This is a genomic window from Micromonospora sp. NPDC051300, assembly GCF_044455315.1.
Classification (GTDB): domain Bacteria; phylum Actinomycetota; class Actinomycetes; order Mycobacteriales; family Micromonosporaceae; genus Micromonospora; species Micromonospora robiginosa.
The window spans coordinates 463,555-485,231 of record NZ_JBITEP010000001.1; the positions used below are offsets into that span (position 1 = coordinate 463,555).

The 21,677-nt window shown below is 74.6% G+C and carries 14 protein-coding genes; 9 read left to right on the plus strand and 5 right to left on the minus strand.

Annotated elements, in window-relative coordinates; genetic code table 11:
- Positions 1 to 20: 20 nt before the first annotated feature.
- Both ACIA5A_RS02305 and ACIA5A_RS02310 read right to left on the minus strand, forming a co-directional pair.
- Positions 21 to 2,588, minus strand: coding sequence for a hypothetical protein (locus ACIA5A_RS02305; protein ID WP_396755558.1), 2,568 nt, complete (start codon positions 2,586 to 2,588; stop codon positions 21 to 23).
- 95 nt (positions 2,589 to 2,683) lie between these two features.
- A complete protein-coding gene (locus tag ACIA5A_RS02310; RefSeq protein WP_396755559.1) occupies positions 2,684 to 3,241 on the minus strand; it encodes a sugar O-acetyltransferase in 558 nt (185 codons plus the stop codon).
- 144 nt (positions 3,242 to 3,385) lie between these two features.
- On the opposite strand from ACIA5A_RS02310, the gene ACIA5A_RS02315 reads away from it, so the two are divergent.
- Positions 3,386 to 6,721, plus strand: a complete 3,336-nt coding sequence (locus ACIA5A_RS02315) for a S8 family serine peptidase (protein WP_396755561.1) — start codon at positions 3,386 to 3,388, stop codon at positions 6,719 to 6,721.
- A 78-nt stretch (positions 6,722 to 6,799) separates the two neighbouring features.
- Here ACIA5A_RS02315 and dapD read toward each other — a convergent pair whose 3' ends face one another.
- Positions 6,800 to 7,759: a 2,3,4,5-tetrahydropyridine-2,6-dicarboxylate N-succinyltransferase gene (dapD, locus tag ACIA5A_RS02320; protein ID WP_396755841.1), complete on the minus strand. Its 960-nt coding sequence runs from the start codon at positions 7,757 to 7,759 to the stop codon at positions 6,800 to 6,802.
- Positions 7,760 to 7,862: 103 nt separating this feature from the next.
- On the opposite strand from dapD, the gene dapE reads away from it, so the two are divergent.
- On the plus strand, positions 7,863 to 8,936 hold the full coding sequence (gene dapE, locus ACIA5A_RS02325) for a succinyl-diaminopimelate desuccinylase (RefSeq protein WP_396755563.1): 1,074 nt from the start codon (positions 7,863 to 7,865) through the stop codon (positions 8,934 to 8,936).
- A 50-nt stretch (positions 8,937 to 8,986) separates the two neighbouring features.
- On the opposite strand, the gene ACIA5A_RS02330 is transcribed toward dapE, so the two are convergent.
- Entirely contained in the window at positions 8,987 to 9,148 is a 162-nt protein-coding gene (locus ACIA5A_RS02330) for a hypothetical protein (protein WP_181570171.1), read from the minus strand.
- 156 nt (positions 9,149 to 9,304) lie between these two features.
- Between ACIA5A_RS02330 and ACIA5A_RS02335 the strand changes: the two genes are divergently transcribed.
- The 7 genes from ACIA5A_RS02335 to ACIA5A_RS02365 all read left to right on the plus strand — a co-directional run bounded on the left by ACIA5A_RS02335 (position 9,305) and on the right by ACIA5A_RS02365 (position 20,865).
- Complete coding sequence (locus tag ACIA5A_RS02335) at positions 9,305 to 10,171, plus strand: TIGR00730 family Rossman fold protein (RefSeq protein WP_396755565.1); 867 nt, start codon at positions 9,305 to 9,307, stop codon at positions 10,169 to 10,171.
- Between the two features lies 1 nt (position 10,172).
- Positions 10,173 to 10,718, plus strand: coding sequence for a TIGR00730 family Rossman fold protein (locus ACIA5A_RS02340; protein ID WP_396755567.1), 546 nt, complete (start codon positions 10,173 to 10,175; stop codon positions 10,716 to 10,718).
- A 503-nt stretch (positions 10,719 to 11,221) separates the two neighbouring features.
- Complete coding sequence (locus ACIA5A_RS02345; RefSeq protein ID WP_396755843.1) at positions 11,222 to 15,127, plus strand: PD-(D/E)XK nuclease family protein; 3,906 nt, start codon at positions 11,222 to 11,224, stop codon at positions 15,125 to 15,127.
- 28 nt (positions 15,128 to 15,155) lie between these two features.
- Positions 15,156 to 18,620: an ATP-dependent helicase gene (locus ACIA5A_RS02350; protein WP_396755569.1), complete on the plus strand. Its 3,465-nt coding sequence runs from the start codon at positions 15,156 to 15,158 to the stop codon at positions 18,618 to 18,620.
- 229 nt (positions 18,621 to 18,849) lie between these two features.
- Positions 18,850 to 19,053, plus strand: coding sequence for a cold-shock protein (locus ACIA5A_RS02355; protein ID WP_013288421.1), 204 nt, complete (start codon positions 18,850 to 18,852; stop codon positions 19,051 to 19,053).
- Positions 19,054 to 19,263: 210 nt separating this feature from the next.
- Positions 19,264 to 20,517, plus strand: a complete 1,254-nt coding sequence (locus ACIA5A_RS02360; protein ID WP_396755571.1) for a DEAD/DEAH box helicase — start codon at positions 19,264 to 19,266, stop codon at positions 20,515 to 20,517.
- Between the two features lie 183 nt (positions 20,518 to 20,700).
- Positions 20,701 to 20,865, plus strand: a complete 165-nt coding sequence (locus ACIA5A_RS02365; protein WP_396755573.1) for a hypothetical protein — start codon at positions 20,701 to 20,703, stop codon at positions 20,863 to 20,865.
- Positions 20,866 to 21,235: 370 nt separating this feature from the next.
- On the opposite strand, the gene ACIA5A_RS02370 is transcribed toward ACIA5A_RS02365, so the two are convergent.
- Positions 21,236 to 21,676 carry an RrF2 family transcriptional regulator gene (locus ACIA5A_RS02370; RefSeq protein WP_396755575.1) on the minus strand — a complete coding sequence of 147 codons (441 nt, stop codon included), beginning with the start codon at positions 21,674 to 21,676 and terminating at the stop codon, positions 21,236 to 21,238.
- Position 21,677: the final 1 nt, after the last annotated feature.

Consider the following 21,677-nt stretch of genomic DNA (forward strand, 5'->3'; position numbering starts at 1 on the left):
TCCCAAGGTCGGGGCCGCGGTCAACCGGATCCGGGGCGCGGCGAGGGCACGCTGCGTCGCAGTAGGCGTGCCACTACGGCCCTCTCGCGGGCAAACTCGACGGCGTCCGGATAGCCCCTGTGATTGCGGATGGGCGGGTCGGCCACCTCCCCGCCGGAGGGGTGAAGCGCCTCCGGGTCGATCACCGGTACGTCCCGCTCGCCGGCACTGACCTGCCAGCCGAGCGGGTCGGTGTCCCGCCAGAAGTTGGTCCAGGCAACGTGCCCGCCGGGCCAGGTGACCGCCCGAGCCAACGTGCGCAGCCGCTCCGGCCCGAAATAGGACGGGAAGACCCGGCCGTAGAGCCGGGTGAGCTGGCAGCCGTAGGAGAAGAACCAGGTCCTTCCGCGCCACCGGCGGGGCAGTTGCAGTAGCACCGCAGCGCAGATGAGGGTGCCCTGGCTGTGCCCGGAGAGGATCAGGCCGTCCATCCGGTCCGGGTGGTGCGGCGGCAGCGCCAGCAGGCCGGCCACCCGGGTCTGGAGTTCCGGCACGGCCCGCTCGGCGTAGCTGGGCGGGGCGAGCGGATGTGCGGCCCGCGGCCAGAACGTGCAAACGTCCCAGATCACCCCGACGGATCGGCGTACCGCATCCACTCGATAGACCAGCATCCCCAGCGCGCTCATCACGAGTGGCAGGCAGCCGAGGACCACGTCGCCGCGGTCGGCCGCCCAGTGGACGACTACTTGCCAGCCGTCGGGGGAGAGGGGGCTTGGCCTGCTACGGGACAACGCGGCGGCACAGCAGAGGGCTACCAACGCGGCGGCGACGGTGACGAACTGACCGACCAGTCGGAGCGCGTGCTCTCCAATCAGCCGGTGCAGTGCGCGGAATGTGCTGACATCACGGCAGCGGCGCAGATCGTGTGCTGAGAGCCCGGGAGCTGCGGCCAGGCGTGCGTATTCAACTCGCCGGAGCCGTCGTAGCAGGACGGCGGCTCGGACCAGGAGCGCCAGCAGAGCGACCAGCCCGATCACACAGGCCAAGCCTGCCCAGAAGACTCCGAGCGGGGGTACTACCCGGCTTGCCCCTGATGGGTCCGCCCGGATGTCCAACCGATCGCTGACCCAGTAGAGGAGGCCGGCGCAGTAGGCGACAGCGATCATCCAACTCAGCCCGGCGAGCACCGCCGGGGCACAACCACCCCAGGCGAGGTCGGTGTGCGGACCCAGGGGCTGACTCGGTGCCGGGGCGCGGGTTCGCGGCAAGAGCAAGCCGACGGCGGCAATCAGAAGGGCCGGCCCGATCAACATCCAGGTTCGCAGGCCAGATGGTGCGGCGACGATACCCGGCAGCCCACGCTCGATCCAGATCACTCCAAGTGGCAGGAGCAGGGCCGCGATTATCGAGCTGGCGAGGGCGCGGCGGCCGGATCTGTTGACGGCGCCGATCGTCAGCAGGAGCAACACCTGATAGGTGGCAAGCCAGGCGACGGCGGTATCGAAGCCGGGTAGCGACCTGTCGACCCGGCATCCCACGATGTGCGGGTCTGTCACGCACCCGATTGGCGGCCGATAGACAGAGAGTGGTTGTCCTGCGGGGCCGTCCGGCAGTAGGAGGAGCAGAAAGGTGCCAACCAGCGAGAACGCAGTGAGGACGGCGATTGTGGCGCTCCACCGTCCCAGGGGCGTGGCGCCCTGTCGCCTCGTCAACCAGGGCCGACCCAACGCGATCACGGCGATTACCGCCACGGCGACGAACAAGAGGACGGTGGGGGCGGCGATCAGTGCGCGCGCCCCTCGTGGTGGATCCATCAGGAGCACTGCGGTGACCGGCACCGCGGCCGCTGTCACGGCGCCGGTGCACAGGTGCAGGACGGCAGCCCGCCGGAGCTGCCCTTCTCCGTTCCAGAAGGTCGGGTCCTGCAACGGGTTGGTCAACGGTCCCGCATGGTCGTCCGGGCCTTCGTCGTCGGCGTTGGGGCCGGCTGGAGGCTCCGCCGGCATCTCTGCCTCGTACTGATACGTGCGCCAGGCTAGGGCGCCGAGTCCTGCCAGCACCAGCAGCGGCAGCAGGAGGCCGAGTGCGAGCGCCCTGGTGTCCTGACGCCACCAATTGTTGGTGAGGAAGGCCCAGTCGCCTGGGATCTGGCCAAGGCAGTCCCGTCCCACGCATTGCCAGCCGATGAGATCCACACCGACTCCGGTCACGGCCATGATGAGGGTGCAGGTAAGGCTCAGGCAGAACAGCCGCACGAGCCAGGCGGTTATGCCGGACCGGCTTGCCCAGCGCTCCCGGTCAGGGTCCGCCGGGATACCCGAGCGGGCGTGCAGTGCCACGTTCGCGAGCGCGAAGGGCAGCAGCGATGTCCACAGCGCACGTTCGATGTCTCGCCTGGTCCGCGCGCCGGAGGTCAACTTTCCCCAGCTGTAAGCCTCGACGTTGATCGGGTCCTCGCCGACGGCGGTGGTCGAGCGGTAGAACCCGGTTACCGGGCCGCCCGCGATCAACTCCGGCCGAGCGACGTGGGGTTCGGGGGCGAGGCCGAGCAACTGATCGGGCGGAGTGTTGGACACTCCGTGCACCCGTAGTTCCAGCACGCGTACCATCTCTGCCCTCCCAGCGTGTGCAGTTCACTACCCAGAGTGCATGCTGGGTACGGAATCCGCATCCCCTGAAGGAATTGTTTCCGCAGCTCAGGAGGCTATTCGAGGGTTTTGACCGGGCGGGCGGGGCTACCCACCGCCACCACGTTGGCGGGCAGGTCGCGGGTCACCACCGCGCCGGCGCCGACCACCGTGTTGTCGCCGATGCTCACCCCGGCGAGGACGATCGCGCCGCCGCCGAGCCAGACGTTGTCGCCGATGGTGATCGGCTGGGCCGCCTCCCACTTGGCCCGCCGGGCCTCGGGCTCCACCGGGTGGGTGGCGGTGAGCAGTTGCACGTTCGGTCCGATCTGGACGTCCGCGCCGATGGTGATCCGGGCGACGTCGAGGAAGACCGCGTTGAAGTTGACGAAGCTGCGGGGCCCGATGTGGGTCTGGTAGCCGTAGTCGCAGTGGAAGGGCGGCCGGACCCAGGCGTCCTCGCCGAGCGTGCCGAGCAGTTCCCGCAGCGCGGCGACGCGCCCCTGCGGGTCGTCGGCGGAGCTGCGGTTGAAGCGTTCGGTGAGCCGGGCGGCGCGGTCCAGGTCGGCGGCGATCGCGGGGTCGTCGGCGAGGTACGGCTCGCCGGCCAGCATCCGGTCCTTCATGGAGGTCATCGGGGGATCATCCCGGGTTCGACCGGTGGGATGGAACCGATTGCGTCGGAATGGTGACTTCCCGTTGCATACCCGGTATGTAATTCTGATAACCCGCGTCGATGTGTCTCTCATCGATGATGACGCCGCACGGAGGAGAAAAGGTTGCCCCGGAACCGCAGAAAACTGGCCGCACTCGGCCTCACCCTGGGCCTGGCACTCGGCCTGCCGGTGCCCGCACACGCCGCCGCCCCGGCGGCCCCGACCGGCACGCCCGCCCGCACCGGGCCGGCCAGCCGTCCCACCACCGTCACCCTGATCACCGGCGACCAGGTCACCGTCGCCGACGGCAACCGCGCGGCGGTACGCCCCGGCGCCGGGCGCGCCGAGCTCCAGTTCCTGGTGCGCCGCGAGAAGACCGGCCTGAGCGTGGTCCCCCAGGACGCGCTGCCACTGGTCCGCTCCGGCCGGCTCGACCCGCGCCTGTTCAACGTCACCGGGCTGATCGCGGCCGGCTACGACGACGCGCACCGCGACAGCACGCCGCTGCTGGTGTCGTACCGCCCGGGGGTGGCCCGGCGGGCGGCGGCCCCGCTCGCCGGCACCCGGGTGACCCGCGACCTGCCGGCGATCGGCGGCGCGGCGCTCACCGCGGCCAAGTCCGACGCGGGCGCGCTCTGGCGGGCCGTCGGCGCGGACCGCTCCGGAGCCCGGCTCGACGCGGCGGGGGGTGTCGACCGGATCTGGCTGGACGGCCGGCGGCAGCTCACACTGGACCACAGCGTGCCGCAGATCGGCGCGCCGGCCGCCTGGGCCGCCGGCTGGACCGGCAAGGGGGTGAAGGTCGCGGTGCTCGACACCGGCGTCGACCTCACCCACCCGGACCTGGCCGGCAAGGTCGCCGAGTCGCGCAACTTCAGCGAGGAGGCGAACCCGGACGACATCGTCGGGCACGGCACCCATGTCGCCTCCATCATCGCCGGCAGCGGCGCCGCCTCGGGCGGCACGTACCGGGGCGTCGCCCCGGACGCCACGCTGCTGTCCGGGAAGGTCTGCGAGGAGTTCGGCTGCACCGACTCGGCGATCCTGGCCGGCATGCAGTGGGCCGCCGCCGAGCAGCACGCCACCGTGATCAACATGAGCCTGGGCGGATGGGACACCCCGGAGGTCGACCCGCTGGAGCAGGCGGTCGAGACGCTCACCGCGCAGACCGGAACGCTCTTCGTGATCTCCGCCGGCAACGACGGCGCCGACGGCTCGGTCGGCTCGCCGTCCACGGCCGACGCCGCGCTGTCGGTCGGCGCCGTCGACCGGAACGACGAGCTGGCCGACTTCTCCAGCCGCGGGCCGCGCGTCGGCGACGGGGCCATCAAGCCGGACATCACCGCACCGGGTGTGGACATCGTGGCCGCCAGGGCCGCCCACGGCCAGATCGGCGACCCGGTGGGGGACAAGTACGTCGCCCTCTCCGGCACCTCGATGGCGGCCCCGCACGTGGCCGGCGCGGTGGCGTTGATCGCCCAGCAGCACCCCGGTTGGAACGCCGGCCGCTACAAGGCCACGCTGATGGCCTCGGCCCGGCCGCACCCCGACCAGACCGCGTTCCAGCAGGGCGCCGGCCGGGTCGACGTGGCTCACGCGATCACCGAGCAGGTGACCAGCGAACCGCCGTCGGTTTCCTTCGGCACCGCCCTCTGGCCGCACTCCGACGACAAGCCGATCAGCAAGACCGTCACCTACCGCAACAGCGGTGCCGCCGCGCTCACGCTCGACCTGGGCGCCGGGTTCACCGGCCCGGGCGGGCGGTCCGCGCCGGCCGGCATGATCACCCTCAGCGCGACCCGGCTCACCGTCCCGGCCGGCGGCACCGCCCAGGTAACCGTCGTGGTGGACACCCGGCTCGGCGTCGACGGCTACTGGACCGGCCGGCTGACCGCCCGGTCTGGCGACACCGTCGCGGTGACCCCGCTGGCGGTCAACCGCGAGGTGGAGAGCTACGACCTGACCATCACCCACCGCAACCGGTCCGGCGCGCTCACCGGTGACTTCTACACCACCCTGCTCGGGCTCGACGACGGCGCGACCCGGGACGTGATCGACGCCGACGGGACGGCCACCATCCGGGTGCCCAAGGGCCGGTACGGCGTGCAGAGCCTGCTCTTCGTGAGCGACGAGGAGCGCTGGACGGAGATCTCCCTGCTGACCCAGCCGGAGCTGGTGGTGAAGAGCAACCAGCGCCTCGACCTGGACGCCCGGCGGGCAAAGCCGGTCCGCAGCACCGTGCCGCAGCGCGGCGCGGCGCCGCTGCTGATCGACTTCGGGGCCACCTGGTTCAGCGACGAGTTCCAGGCCGGCTTCGGGCTCTGGACGGACAGCTTCGACGGCCTCTACTCGGCCCAGCTCGGACGCACCGTGTCCGACAAGCTCTTTGTCGGATCGCTGGCCAGCCAGTGGGCCGACGTGAAGGCGCCGGAACGCAGCCCCTACTTCTACGGGCTGAGCGAGGTGTTCCCCGGCCGGTTCCCGACCGGTTTCGTCCGGCACTACCAGCCGGCAGACCTGGCCCACGTGACGAGCCGGTTCGCCAACGGCTACCCGGGCCTGGAGAACGAGCGGATCGTCTACCCGGAACCCGACTACAACCTGGGCGCCTCGGCGATCATCCTGCCGGTCCAGGTGCCGGGGAAGCGCGTCGAGCACCTCAACACCGCCCGCACCCGCTGGAACGTCGAGCTGGACTTCGGCACGCGGACGCCCGACGGCTGGCTCGACTACCAGGCCATCCTGGAGGACGGGCCGATCCGCTACCGGGCCGGCCACCACTACACCGAGAACTGGAACAACGCGCCGTACGGCCCGTCGTTCCCGCAGCCACGCTGGCCGGAGCAGGGCATCACCCGCGCCGGGAACCGGGTGGTGGTCGCGCTGCCGGTCTTCAGCGACGCGGCCGGGCACTCGGGCGGTTCGCTCACCGACACCGCACGCACCGCGCTCTACCGCAACGGCAAGCTGGTCGCCGAGGTCGACGCACCGGGGTACGGCGAGTTCGAGGTGCCGTCGGGCGTCGCGAACTACCGGGTCGACACGCTGGCGACGCGCAGCTTCACCGACCTGAGCACCGAGGTCGCGGCGAGCTGGACGTTCCGCTCCAAGCGGGTGCCGGGTGACGAGCCGGCCCGGCTGCCGGCGATGGCGGTCCGGTTCGCCCCGCCGCTCTCGGTGGACGGCACCGCGCCGGCCGGCCGGACGTTCACCGTCCCGGTCGCGGTGCAACGCCAGCCCGGCGCGCCGGCCGGCAAGGTGGTGGCGCTCACCGTCGACGTCTCCTACGACGGCGGGAAGACCTGGCGCAAGGCGGAGCTGAAGAAGCAGGGCGCCGGCTGGGCCGCCACGGTCCGGCACCCGGCCGGGCCCGGCCACGTGTCGCTGCGGGCGGCCGCCCGCGACGACGCCGGCAACACGGTGACCCAGCGGATCATCCAGGCGTACCGCCTGCGGTGAGCCGGACCGTCCGGGTCCGCGGCGATCAGACCGCGGACCCGGACGGGACGTCAGTGTCGTCCCGGTTCGCGGCGAACGTCAGTCGTTGGCGTGCAGAGCGGCGTTCAGCTCGATGCCCCGGCCGGTGCGCGGCCGCGCCTCTAGCGCGCCGGTGACCGAGTTGCGCCAGAACAGCAGCCCGTCCACGCCGGACAGCTCGCGCGCCTTGACCACCCGGCCGTCCGGCAGGGTGACCTTGGAACCGGCGGTGACGTAGCAGCCCGCCTCCACCACGCAGTCGTCGCCGAGTGAGATGCCGATGCCGGCGTTCGCGCCGACCAGGCTGCGCTCGCCGATGCGCACCTTGTCGGTGCCACCGCCGGACAGCGTGCCCATGATCGAGGCCCCGGCGCCGACGTCGGAGCCGTCGCCCACCACCACGCCCTGCACGATCCGCCCCTCGACCATCGAGGTGCCCAGCGTGCCGGCGTTGAAGTTGCAGAAGCCCTCGTGCATCACGGTGGTGCCGGCGGCCAGGTGCGCGCCGAGCCGGACCCGGTCCGCGTCGGCGATGCGCACCCCCGAGGGCACCACGTAGTCGGTCATCCGGGGGAACTTGTCCACCCCGTAGACGGCCAGGTGGCGGCCGGCGGCCCGCTCGATGACGCGCAGCTCGTCCACCCGCTCCGGCGGGCACGGCCCGGCCGAGGTCCAGGCCACGTTTGCCAGCTTGCCGAAGACGCCGTCGAGGTTCAGCTCGTTGGGCCGCACCAGGCGGTGGGAGAGCAGGTGCAACCGCAGGTACGCGTCGGCGGCGTCCTTGATCGGGTCGTCCAGCGAGCCGATCACCGTGGTCACCTCGACGGTGCGCAGGCCGGGCAGCGCCCGCTCGCCGATCGCGCCGGGCGGCAGGTCCAGCACGTCGGCCTGGTCCTCCCCGGGCACCAGGGGCAACTCGCCGAGACCGAGCTTGCCGGTCGGGTACCAGGTGTCGAGCACCTGGTCGTCGGCGGTGACGGTGGCCAGGCCGATGCCCCAGGCGGATGGTGCGGACGTCACGGTGTCACCCTTCTGCTCCGGCGGCGGCGTCCGCCGCTGCTCGCGGCCGCGGGCGCGCAACGTGTGCCTCGCACCCACCGAGGATGACGGTACCGTGCGAGACATGCAGAACCCGTTGACCCCCGAGGTCCTGGCCGATCCGGTGGCGCTGACCCGTGCCCTGGTCGACATCGAGTCGGTGTCCCTCAACGAGAAGGCGATCACCGACTGCGTCGAGGAGGTGCTGCGTGGCGTACCGCACCTGCGCACCTATCGGCACTCGAACACGCTGATGGCCCGCACCGAGCTGGGCCGGGCACAGCGGGTGGTGCTCGCCGGCCACCTGGACACCGTCCCGCTCAACGGCAACTTCCCGTCCACCATGCGCGGCGACCTGATGTACGGCTGCGGCACCTCGGACATGAAGTCCGGGGTGGCGTTCGCGCTGCACCTGGCCGTGTCGCTGCCCGACCCGCGCTACGACGTCACCTACCTCTTCTACGAGGCCGAGGAGATCGAGTCGCGCTACAACGGCCTCACGCTGGTGGGGGAGACCCACCCGGAGTGGCTGGAGGCCGACTTCGCGGTGCTGCTGGAGCCCACCTACGGGATTGTCGAGGCGGGCTGCCAGGGGACCATGCGGGCGATCGTCAGCACGCGCGGCGAGCGGGCCCACGCGGCCCGGTCCTGGCACGGGGTGAACGCCATCCACGGCGCCGGGGAGGTGCTGCGCCGCCTCGGCGCGTACGAGGCCCGTCGGGTGACCATCGAGGGCTGCGACTACCGCGAGGGACTCAACGCGACAGGGATCCACGGCGGGGTGGCCGGCAACGTGATCCCCGACCTCTGCGAGATCGAGCTCAACTACCGGTACGCCCCGGACCGCGACCCGGCCGGCGCGGAGGCCCACCTGCGCGAGGTGTTCGCCGGCTTCGACCTGCGGGTCACCGACGCGGCGGCCGGCGCGGCCCCCGGGCTGGACAACCCGGCCGCGCAGGAGTTCCTGACCGCGGTCGGTGCGGCGCCGATCGGCAAGCTCGGCTGGACGGACGTGGCCCGGTTCGCGGCCATGGGGATCCCGGCGCTCAACTTCGGACCCGGTGACCCGAACCTGGCCCACCACAAGGACGAGCACGTCGAGCTGACCAAGATCCGGGACGGCGCGGCCACCCTGCACCGCTGGCTCGCCTCGGCCTGACGTACCACTGATCCGGGGCCCGCGCCCGGCCGCGCGGGCCCCGGATCAGGTCAGACGCTCGTGGTCAGCGGCGTGTCCGCCTCGTCGGTCCCGCCGGTCGGCTCGGCGCGGTGCGCCTCCGCCATCCGGGCACGGCGGCGCTCCGCCACCACGTCGTGGATCCGCCGCTGCATCTGCCGGCGGATCCGGATCATCTCGCTGTTGCTGATCAAACGCTGGCTCCTCCCCCGAAGGCGCGTCCCCCGGGCATACCGGGTATGTGAATAGTAAGACGTACCAGCGACCGAATTAGTTGCCTCGATCGCAAAGATTTTCTTCGGCTCGCCGGCCCACGCGCCCCGTCGCCGCCGCTCCACTACGGTGGCTCCATGAGCGAGAGCAGCGGACGGCCGGCTGACCAGGGGCCGCGGATGGAGCGGCACCGGGGAGCTGTCACGCTGCGCAACCGGGCGATCCCGACCAGCACCGCGGACCAGCGGCTGCTCGACTCCCGGGGACGCAGCGACTGGAAGACCAAGGACGCCTGGCGGGCCCTACGGATCCTGTCCGAGTTCGTCGAGGGGTTCGACACGCTCGCCGACCTGCCGCCCGCGGTCAGCGTCTTCGGCTCGGCCCGCAGCAAGCCGGACAGCCCGGAGTGCCGGCTGGCCGAGGAGTTGGGCGGCGCGCTGGCCCGGGCCGGCTACGCGGTGATCACCGGGGGCGGGCCGGGCGTGATGGAGGCCGCCAACCGGGGCGCCGGCGAGGCCGGCGGTCTCTCCGTCGGGCTCGGCATCGAGCTGCCGTTCGAGCAGGGCCTCAACGACTGGGTCGACCTCGCCATCGACTTCCGCTACTTCTTCGCCCGCAAGACCATGTTCGTCAAGTACGCCCAGGCGTTCGTGGTGCTGCCCGGCGGCTTCGGCACCATGGACGAACTCTTCGAGGCGCTCACCCTGGTGCAGACCGGCAAGGTGACCCGGTTCCCGGTCGTGCTGATGGGCGCCGACTACTGGGGCGGCCTGCTCGACTGGCTGCGCGACACCATGGCCGCCGAGGGCAAGATCGGGCCGAGCGACCTCGACCTGATCCGCGTCACCGACGACGTCAACGAGGCGGTCCGGCACATCGTGGAGGCCGAGGCGGTGCTCTCCGCCGAGCAGGAGGCGGTCCGTGAGGAGGCGGTCGCCCGGGTGGCCGCCGACCAGCAGGCCGCCGCCGAGGCCGCGCCCGAGGGCCCCGCCGGGTCGCGCTGACATGGCGAACATCTGCGTGTTCTGCGCGTCCTCGCGCACCCTCGACGCCCGCTGGCTGGAGCTGGCCACCGAGACCGGCGCGGAGCTGGCCCGGCGCGGGCACACGCTGGTCAGCGGCGGCGGCTGCGTCGGGATGATGGGCGCGCTCGCGGACGGCGCGCGGGCGGCCGGCGGTCGCACGCTGGGCGTCATCCCGCAGACCCTGGTCGACCTGGAGGTCGCCGACCTGGCCGCCGACGAGCTGCTGGTCACCGACGGCATGGCGAGCCGCAAGACGCTGATGGTCGACAAGTCGGACGCGTTCGTCACGCTCCCCGGCGGGCTGGGCACGCTCGACGAGCTGTTCGAGGTCTGGACCACCGCCACGCTGGCCCTGCACGCCAAGCCGATGGTGCTTGTCGACGCCGACGGGTTCTACCGGCCGCTGCTCGACTGGCTCGGCACTCTCGCCGACTGCCACTTCCTCAAGCCGGCCGGGCTCGACCTGCTGATGGTCGCCGACAGCGTGCCCGCCGCGCTCGACCTCCTCGACGCCCGCCTCACCTGACGCCCCCTCGCCCCGCGCCGCCCTCCCCTCTCCGGCCCTCCGCCCTGCGCTGCACTCCGCCCGCGCCCCCTCCCGCGCCCGCGCCCGCGCCCCCGCTCGTGCCCGCGCTCGTGCCGGTGCCCGCGCTCGTGCACCCGCCCGCGCCCTCTGCGCCCATCGCCAGACACCCATACCGTTCCACTCACCTCGTGCGGATCGGGTGGGTGGAACGGCATGGGTGTCTCAGGCCCGGTTTGACACCCATGCCGTTCCACTGATGGCGTGCGGGGCGGGCGGGTGGAACGGCATGGGTGTCTGCTGGGGACTTCGGGTGCGGCCGGAGGTGCTGCCCCGCGCGGGCCGGGTCTGCTTGCGGTGGGCGGCGGGGGTGACCGGCGCTCGGGGCGCGGCGAGCGCGTCTGCCGGCCGGACAGGTGGCTACCGTTCCCGCTGTTCGGGTGAGCTGCGGCGCGCCGGACGGTATCGATTTCCGGGTGTCGTACCGGCGTGGTGGGATGTCGGTGATGCAGGCGTACCGGTTGGTGCGCCGGCCCGGCGGCGCGGGGACGGGGGTCACCCACGACGCCGGGGCGGGGCAGGGGGTGGACCGGTCCGACGGGCCGGCCGTGACGGAGCCGCGATCCGGGGGGTCGACGGGCGATGCCGCGCATCCGCCGCTCGACGACAGGCGAGTCGTCGACGAGGCCGCGCGCCCGGTGGCCGGCACGCCCGTGGTCGAGGCCGCACGCCCGGTGGCCGGCACGCCCGCAGTCGAGGGCGGGACGGGCGGTCGGCTGGCCGATCCGGTGCAGGCCGAGGTCGTCGCGCACACCGACGGGCCGATGCTGGTCGTGGGCGGTCCCGGCACCGGGAAGACCGCGACGCTTGTCGAGGCGGTCGCCGCCCGGGTGGCCGAGGGCGTCGACCCGGAACGGGTCCTGGTGCTCACCTTCGGCCGGCGGGGCGCCACCGAACTGCGCCGCCGGATCGAGGCGCGCATCGCCGGCGACGGGCACCGCGTGGTCCGCGAGCCGCTGGTCCGCACGTTCCCGGCGTACGCCTTCGGCCTGCTCCGCCGGGCCGCCGCCGAGCGGGGCGAGCCCTCGCCGCGACTGCTCACCGGCCCCGAGCAGGATCTGATCATCCGGGAGCTGCTGGACGTGGTCGGCGAGGAGCCCGGCGACGACCCGGTCGGCTGGCCGGAGGACCTGCTTCCCGCGCTGCGCACCCGGGCGTTCGCCCAGCAGCTCCGCGACCTGCTGATGCGGGCCGCCGAGCGGGGGGTCGGCCCGGTCGAGCTGGCCCGGCTGGGCGAGAGGCTGGGCCGCGACGACTGGCCGGCCGCCGCGCGCTTCCTCCGGGAGTACGTCGCCGTGCTCGCGCTGCGCGACGTCAGCAACCGGGGCTCGATCGCGTACGACCCGGCGGAGCTGGTGCGGGCCGCCACCGGCATGCTGCTCGACGACCCCGAGCTGCTCGCCGCCGAGCGCCGCCGGCTCACCCACGTCTATGTCGACGAGCTGGCCGACACCGACCCGGCCCAGGTGGACCTGCTCGCCGTGGTGGCCGGCGGCGGCAAGTCCCTTGTCGCGTTCGCCGACCCGGACTCCTCCACGTACGCCTTCCGGGGCGCCGATCCGGCCGTGGTCGCCACGTTCGGCCACCGGTTCCGTACCGCCTCCGGCGCGCCGGCCGCCCAGGTCACGCTGACCACCTCCTACCGGGCCGGGCCGGAGCTGCTGGCGGCGACCGCCCGGCTGGCCCGCCGGCTCCGCGGCCCGGCGGCGCACCGGCGGTTGCGCCCCCGGCCGGACGCGCCGGCCGGCGCGGTCGAGGTCCGCACCTTCCGCTCGGCCACCAGCGAGTCGGCCTGGCTGGCCCACGCGCTGCGCGAGGCGCACCTGCTCGACGGGGTGCCGTGGTCCCGGATGGCGGTGCTGGTCCGGTCCACCGGGCGGCAGCTCCCGTCGCTGCGGCGCGCCCTGCACACCGCCGGCGTGCCCACCGTGGTGCACGGCGAGGACCTGCCGCTGCACCTCCAGCCGGCGGTGGCCCCGCTGCTGCTCCTGCTCCGCTGCGCGCTCGACGCCGACCGGCTGGACGAGGAGGCGGCCGTCGCGCTGCTGCACTCCCCGCTGGGCGGGGCCGACCCGCTGGCCGAGCGGCGGCTGCGGCAGGGGCTGCGGGCGCTCGCGCTGGCCGCCGGGGACCGCCGCCCCTCCGGCGAGTTGCTGGTGGAGGCGCTGCGCGACCCGGCCGAGCTGGCCACCATCGAGCGACGCTGGGCCGCGCCCGCGCAGGCCGTGGCGCACCTGCTGTCGACCGCCCGGCAGGCCGCCGGCACGTCCGGCGCCACCGTGGAGGACGTGCTCTGGGCCGTCTGGCGGGAGAGCGGGCTGGCGGAGCGCTGGGGCGGGGCGATCACCCGGGGCCGGGCGGCCACCGGCGAGCACGAGACGGCCCAGCGCTGGCGGGCCGAGGCGGCCGACCGCGACCTGGACGCCGTGCTGGTGCTCTTCGACGCGGCGGCCCGGTTCGTCGACCGGCTGCCGGGCGCGCGCACCGAGGTCTTCCTGGACCACGTGCTCGGCCAGGAACTGCCGGCCGACACGCTCGCCGCGGCGGCCGACCGGGGCGAGGCGGTCCGCCTGCTCACCGCGCACGCGGCCAAGGGGCTGGAGTGGGACCTGGTCGCCGTCGCCGGCGTGCAGGAGGGCGTCTGGCCCGACCTGCGCCTGCGCGGCAGCCTGCTCGGCTCGGAGCGGCTTGTCGACGTGCTCGCCGGCCGGGCCGACGGGTCCGGGCTGCGGGCCAGCCTGGTCGGGCAGACGTCGGCGCTGCTGGACGAGGAACGGCGGCTGTTCCACGTCGCGGTCAGCCGGGCCCGACGCCGGCTGCTGGTCACCGCGGTGGCCTCGGCTGCGGTCGGCGGCGACGACCACGAGGAACAGCCGAGCCGCTTCCTGCACGAACTCGCCGCCGGCGACCCGGTCGCCACCGGCGCGGGCGGCGCCGCCCCGCCACCCCCGGACAGCACTGACCCGAACGGCGCCGGCCCGAACGGCGCCGGCCCGAGCGGTGCCGGCCCGAGCGGTGCCGGCCCGAGTGGCGCCGGCCCGAGTGGCGCCGGCCCGAGTGGCGCCGGCCCGAGTGGCGCCGGACCGAGTGGCGCCGGCCCGAGTGGCGCCGGACCGAGTGGTGCCGGCCCGAGTGGCCCCGGACCGAGCGATGCTCGGCCGAACAGCGCCGGCCCGAGCGGCGCCGACCCGGATGGGCACGGCCGGAACGGCATCGGCCCGGACGGGCGCGGAGTGGACCCGGCCGGGACGGGTCGGGACCGGGTCGCGGCCGGTGGGGGACCGGCGGGGGACGGGCCGGCGCCGCACGGCGACGAGCACCCCCAGGACGGGCCGCCAGCCGCGCTCCCGGTGACCCTGCCGCCGCGCGGGCTCACCCTGTCCGCGCTGGTGGCGGAGCTGCGTACCGCGATCACCGACCCGGCGGCGCCGATCACCCGGCGGCGCGCGGCGGCGGGCGAGCTGGCCCGGCTGGCCGCCGCCGGGGTGCCCGGCGCGCACCCGGACGACTGGTGGGGGTTGCGCGGCCTCTCCGACGACCGGCCGCTCGTCGACGACGGCGAGCCGGTGCGGGTCACCCCGTCGGCCATGGAGAGCGCGATGCGGTGCAGCCTGCGCTGGCTGCTGGAACGGCACGGCGGCAGCGGGCCGGCAAGCGCGGCGCAGGGTGTCGGCAACCTGGTGCACGCTGCCGCCATGCTGGCCGAGGACGCGAGCGTCGACCGGGAGGCGCTGCTGGAGTACGTGGCCGCCCGGTTCGACGCGATCGAGCTGGCCGCCCGCTGGATGGTCGGCCCGGAACGGCAGCGCGCCGAGGCGATGGTCGACAAGCTGCTGCGCTGGCTGGCCGGCAACCCGCGCCGGCTGCTCGCCATCGAGCACGAGTTCGCGGTCCGCCTGGACGACCCGACCCGGCCGATCGAGCTGACCGGCCGGGTCGACCGGCTGGAGGTCGACGCCGAGGGCCGGCTCGTGGTGATCGACCTGAAGACCGGCAAGTCCACCGCGGTCACCGAGCGGGAGGTCGCCGAGCATCCGCAGCTCGGCGCGTACCAGGCGGCGGTCGAGGCGGGCGGGTTCGCGGAGTTCGGCGAGGAGTCCGGCGGCGCGGCGCTGGTGCAGCTCGGCACCGCCGCGAAGGACGCCCGGGAGCAGGCCCAGCCCGCGGCCGGCGAGGGCCCGGAGGCCGGCTGGGCGACCGCGCTGGTCCGCCGGACCGCCGACACGATGGCCGCCTCCACCTTCGCCGCCGTGGCCAACGCGAAGTGCCGGGTCTGCCCGGTACGCACCAGCTGCCCGGTCTCCGGCCAGGGCCGCCAGGTGGTCGAGCCGCCCCCGGAGAGCCAGCCGTGAGCGCGCGCAGCCGACCGAGGACCGGATCATGACCACCCAACCGGCGTTGTTCGACGCCGCCGGCACGCCCGCGCCCCGGGCCGCCGACGCCGGCCCCCGCTACACGCCCGTCGAGCTGGCCCGGCTGCTCCGGCTGCCGGCGCCCACCCGGGAGCAGGCCGCGATCATCGCGGCGCCGGTGGAGCCGCTGCTGGTGGTCGCGGGCGCCGGGTCGGGCAAGACCGAGACGATGGCCGCCCGGGTGGTCTGGCTGGTCGCCAACGCGTACGTGCGCCCCGAGCACATCCTCGGGCTCACCTTCACCCGTAAGGCGGCCGGCGAGCTGTCGCACCGGGTGCGGACCCGCCTCGACCAGCTCGTCCGTCGACTGGGCCGGCCGCGACGGGACCCGCGCGACGATCCGTTCGCGGGCGAGCCGACGGTGTCCACCTACCACTCGTACGCCGGGCGGATCGTCACCGAGCACGGGCTGCGCGCCGGGTACGAGCCGACCACCCGGCTGCTCACCGAGGCGTCCCGCTGGCAGTTGGTGGACCTGCTGGTGCGCCACTACGACGGGGACATGTCGGAGGTGGACCGGATGCCGTCCACGATCACCGACGCGGTGCTGGCCCTCGCCGGCGAGCTGGACGAGCACCTGGTCGACCCGGACGAACTGGCCGCCTGGACCGGCCGCTTCTTCGCCGAGGTGCAGTCGCGCCCCGGCCGGGTCTACGCCGACGTGCGCAAGGCGCTCCAGCTCCAGCGGACCCGGCTGAAGCTGCTGCCGCTGGTCCGGGCGTACGGCCGGCGCAAGGACGACTTCGAGGCGATGGACTTCGCCGACCAGCTCGCCCGCGCGGCCCGGGTGGCCCGCGACCACCCGGGCGTCGGCGTGATCGAGCGGGACCGCTACCGGGTGGTGCTGCTCGACGAGTACCAGGACACCAGCCACGCCCAGGTGGTGCTGCTCAACGCGCTGTTCGGCGGCGGCCACCCGGTCACCGCCGTGGGCGACCCGTGCCAGTCCATCTACGGCTGGCGCGGGGCCAGCGCCGGCACGCTCGACCGGTTCCCCGGCGAGTTCGCCCGCGCCGACGGCACCCCCGCCGACGTGCTGGGTCTCACCACGAGCTGGCGCAACCGGCCGGATATCCTCGACGTCGCCAACGCGCTCTCGGTGCCGCTGCGGGCGGCCGGCGCGCGGGTGCCCGAGCTGCACGCCGCGCTCAGCGTCCGCGACCCGATCCCGCACCGCACGCCCGGCGGTCGGGCCGCCGGCACCGTGCACTGCGCGCTGCTGCCGACGTACGCCGACGAGGCCGACTGGATCGCGGACAGCGTGCTGGCGGCCTGGCGGGGCGCGGCCGGGATGCCTGGTGCGCTGCCCGAGCACATCCCGGCCGACCGCCGCCCCACCACCGCCGTGCTGGTGCGGTTGCGCAGCCAGATCCCGGCGATCGAGGCGGCGTTGCGGGCCCGGGGGCTGCCGGTGGACGTGGTCGGGCTGGGCGGCCTGCTGGACACCCCCGAGGTACGGGACGTGGTCTGCACCCTGCGGGTGCTCGCCGACCCGACCGACGGGGCGGCGCTGCTGCGGCTGCTGACCGGCGCGCGCTGGCGGATCGGGCCGCGCGACCTGGTCGCCCTGCACCGGCGGGCCCGGGCGATCGCCCGCGCTCGCCGGGAGCTGACCGGGGACGACGGCCCGGAGATCGTCGTGGACGTGCTGGACGAGGCGACGCTCGTCGAGGCGCTTGCCGACCTCGGGCCGGCCCAGGCCTACTCGGCGGAGGGCTTCGCCCGGCTCCGGTCGTACGGGATGGAGCTGGCGCTGCTGCGCTACCGGCTGGACCAGTCGCTGCCGGAGCTGATCGCGGACATCGAACGCACGATCGGGCTGGACGTCGAGGTGGCGGTCCGGGCCGGCCGGGACGGCGCCGGGGACGCCGGGCTGGCCCGCGCCCACCTGGACGCGCTCGGCGACGTGGCGGCCCGGTTCGGCGGCGAGACGCCCGGCGCCACGCTGGCCGGTTTCCTCGCCTACCTGTCCGCCGCCGAGGACGAGGAGCGCGGGCTGGCCCCGGGCGAGGTCGAGGTGGTGGCGGGGGCGGTGCAGGTGCTCACCGCGCACGCCGCGAAGGGCCTGGAGTGGGACGTGGTGTCGGTGGCCGGGCTGACCCGGGGGGTCTGGCCGGGGCCGGTGCGCAACTCCGACCACTGGCTGGGCGGGCTCGGCGTGCTGCCGTTCCCGCTGCGCGGCGACGCGGACGGCCTGCCCGAACTGGCCCTGCCGGAGGCGGCGGACCAGCGTGCGGTGGCTCGCGCGCTGGCGGAGTTCACCGACGCCTGGCGGGCGCACGACGAGCGGGAGGAGCGCCGGCTGGCCTACGTGGCGGTGACCCGTCCCCGCCGGCTGCTGCTCTGCTCCGGCTACTGGTGGGGGGAGGGGACGAAGCGGTTCCGGGGGCCGGCGGTGTTCCTGCGCGAGGTGCACGACGCCGGCCTCACCGGCGCGGACGGGCACGTGGTCGACGCGTGGGCGCCGGAGCCGGCCGGGGACGCGGTGAACCCGACCACCGAGACGGTGCTGCGCGCGGAGTGGCCGGCCGACCCGCTCGGCGGTCGCCGGCCGGCGTTGACCGAGGCCGCCGCGCTGGTCCGCCGCCACCTCGCCGACCCGGAGGCGGCCCGCCGCGAGGCGGCCCTGCTGGCGACCGTCGCCGACACCGCGATCCCGACGGCCGGGGCCGGGGTGGGCGACGGCATTGCGGCCGGGGCCGGCGGGGTGGTCCCGGCCGAGGAGGGGGTCCCGGCGGATCCGGAGGTGGCCCGGTGGCGGCGGGAGGCCGACCTGCTCCTCGCCGAGCGGGCGGAGTTGGCCCGCCGGGCCGAGGCGGTCGAGGTGGAGTTGCCCGGCCAGCTCTCGGTGACCCAACTGGTGGCGTTGCGGCGGGACCCGGAGGCGCTGGCCCGTACGCTGCGCCGACCGATGCCGAGCGAGCCCAGCCCGTACGCGCGGCGGGGCACCGCCTTCCACGCCTGGCTGGAGCAGCGCTTCGGCGCCGACCGGCTGCTGGACGTGGACGAGCTGCCCGGCGCGGCCGACGAGGGCGCCGCGCCGGACGACGCGCTGGCCGAGTTGCAGGAGCGCTTCCTGGCCAGCGAGTGGGCCGACCGGGTGCCGGTGGAGGTCGAGGTGCCGTTCGCCACGGTGATCGCCGGTGTGGTGGTCCGGGGCCGGATGGACGCGGTCTTCGCCCGGCCGGGCGGGCGCTTCGACGTGGTCGACTGGAAGACCGGCCGGCAGCCCGCCGGGCGGGAGGCCGAGGCGGCGGCGGTGCAGTTGGCGGTCTACCGGCTGGCCTGGGCGGAGCTGGCGGGCGTGCCGGTGGACCGGGTCGGCGCGGCGTTCCACTACGTGCGGGACGCGGTGACGGTCCGCCCGACCGACCTGCTGAACGTCGCGGGGCTGACCGGCCTGGTGACCGCCGTACCGGAATTTTCGGCGTGATCTCCCCATCGGCCGAGATCCGTGATACGTTGATCGCGTTGCAGTTTTGGTTTCCAGAGACTCTGTGTGCGCCTGGCGGATTGTGGCCCCAGGCGCTCTTTGTTGTGTCCGGAGTTCTCCGGGCGGGGCGACCAGCAGCGACAGGCACGCCACGCAGCCAACGCGTGGGGTGCTCCTCTCCGGCCCGCAACACGTGCGGGCCGACCGTTCCGTCAAGGAGACGAAACACATGGCAATTGGCACCGTCAAGTGGTTCAACGCTGACAAGGGCTTCGGCTTCATCACCCCGGACGACGGCGGCGCCGACGTCTTCGCCCACTTCTCGGCGATCCAGACCTCCGGCTACCGGAGCCTGGACGAGAACCAGCGGGTCGAGTTCGAGGTGACCCAGGGCCAGAAGGGCCCGCAGGCGGAGAACATCCGTCCGCTCTGATCTTCGGATCAACCGGCACCACCACCGCGCCCCGCCGGGCGTGGTGCACGGGCCGGCCCGCCGCGCCGCCCTCCCGTACGGGACGTGGCGCGCCGAGGCGGGTCGGCCCGTACCTTTTCGGTTCGTGCTTGTGACCACCGGCCAGGCCGGTGACGCGCCGCCGGTCGGCGCCCTTCCTCGACACGTGCCGCCTCGAGGAAGGCTGTCCGCATGACCACCACCCTGCCCACGTTCGCTTCCACCGGCCTGGCCCCGGCGCTCGTCGCCGAGCTGGTCGCGCAGGGCATCACCGCCCCGTTCCCGATCCAGTCGGCCACCCTGCCCGACTCGCTGGCCGGCCGGGACGTGCTCGGCCGCGGCCGGACCGGCTCCGGCAAGACGCTCGCGTTCGGGCTGCCGCTGCTGCACCGTACGGCCGGCCGCCGGGCCCGCCCCGGCCGCCCGCTCGCGCTGGTGCTGGTGCCCACCCGGGAACTGGCCGCGCAGGTGACCGCCGCGCTCACCCCGTACGCCTCCGCGCTCGGGCTGCGCTGCGCGACAGTGGTCGGCGGCCTCTCGCTGACCCGGCAGGCGGACGCGTTGCGCGCCGGCGCCGAGGTGCTGGTGGCCACGCCGGGCCGGCTGCACGACCTGATCGACAGGGGTTCCGCCCGGCTGGACCAGGTGGACATCACCGTGCTCGACGAGGCGGACCAGATGGCCGACATGGGCTTCCTGCCGCAGGTGACGAAGCTGCTGGAGCAGGTCGCGCCGGGCGGGCAGCGGATGCTCTTCTCGGCCACCCTGGACCGGGGCGTGGACCGGCTGGTCCGCCGCTTCCTGGCCGACCCGGTCACGCACTCCGTCGACCCGGGCACCGCCACGGTCACCGCGATGACCCACCACGTGCTGCACCTGGAGCCGGAGGACAAGCCGGGCGCGCTGGCCAGCATCGCCGCCCGTGAGGGCCGCACCATCGTCTTCATCGCCACCAAGCACCGTGCCGACCGGGTGGCCCGCCAGTTGCTGGCCAAGGGCGTACGCGCGGCGGCCCTGCACGGCGGCAAGTCGCAGCCGCAGCGCACCCGGATCCTGGAGCAGTTCCGCACCGGCCAGGTCACCGCGCTGGTGGCCACCGACGTGGCGGCCCGGGGCATCCACGTCGACGGGCTGGACCTGGTGGTCAACGCCGACCCGCCGACCGAGGCCAAGGACTACCTGCACCGGGGCGGCCGGACCGCGCGGGCCGGGGAGTCGGGCACCGTGGTCACCCTGGTCCTGCCGGAGCAGCGCCGCGACGTCGCCCGGCTGATGAGCACCGCGGGGATCAACCCGAAGACCACCCGGGTACGCCCCGGCGACGCGGAGCTGGGCCGGCTGACCGGCGCGCGGGAGCCCTCCGGCACGCCGGTGACCATCACGCCGCCGGCCGCCGCGCACCCCGCTCCGGCGACCCGTCCCCGGCGCCGCCCGCGCCGCCGCTGACCGGTAGGCGTTTCCGGTGTGGTCGACCGGCCGTTCCGATAGGGCCGGCCGGTCGCTCGGCGCCACGTCGCTGAGTCGGGGATCAGCGAATCTTCAGTCGGGTGGCCGACTGTCCGCTGTCGTCGGGGCGACGATGCTGGTCCCGCGCGGTCCGGGGGGACCGGCCGGAGGCGGGAGGGGACCATGGCGGGTGACGCCGGCCCGGGCGGGGCCCGGGAGGTGCTGCTGGTGCTCGCGGTGGCGGGTGCCGGCCTGGCGCTCGCCGTGGTGGTCGCGTTCGGCCCCTGGCATCCGACCGCGGGCGGTCCACCGGACCGGGGTGCGGCCCGCACGTTCAACCCCGGCTGATCATCTTCGCCGGTCGGGTCGTCACGCGGTGTGACCCCGGTCGGCGGCCGTTCGAAAAAAATGGATATACCTCAGAGGCATAAAAATGCCTCTCGGTCATATCGCGTCGGAGCGATGCCTTCTTCCGCGGGCATCCACCGGCCGGGTCGCCGGTCCGGTCAGCGCCGTCGCGGGCGGCGCGGCCGACGGCCCCGGCGCACCCGACGCGACCGCCCGGGGCGCGAGCAGCCGGGCGGGGCCCCGGCACCGGGCCCCGCCCGGCGTCCCCAGCGCCGGCGTCCCCAGCGCCGGCACCGTCCAGCGCCAGCACCGTCCAGCGCCGGCTCGTCGGGCCCACCGCGTGGCGGGCCGGACGGCGCGGCAGGTCGGGTCAGGACGCCGACGCGCGGTCCGCCAGCAGGTCCGCCAGGGTGGTGCGGTCCACCACCAGCGCGATCGCGCCGTCCACGGCCAGCCACACGTCGCGCAGCCCGGTGGCGACACCGTGGTAGCCGGCCCGGTCGGCGGGCAGGCCGCGCACGCTGGTGAGCGCGCCGCCGACGGCGCGCAGCACGTCGCCGACGCTGATCTCGGCGGGCGGCCGGGTCAGCGCGTACCCGCCCTCGGTGCCGCGGTGGCTGTGCAGCAACTCGGCCCGGCGCAGGTCGAGCAGGATCCCCTGGAGGAAGCTGAGCGGGATGTCCTGGCTGTCGGCCAGGCTCGCGGCCTTGACCAGCTCGCCGCCGCCGGAGAATCCGTCGCCGGGGGAGCCGGCGTCGGCGACGGCGAGCATGGCCCGGAGCGCGTAGTCGGCGCGCGCGGAGATGTACACG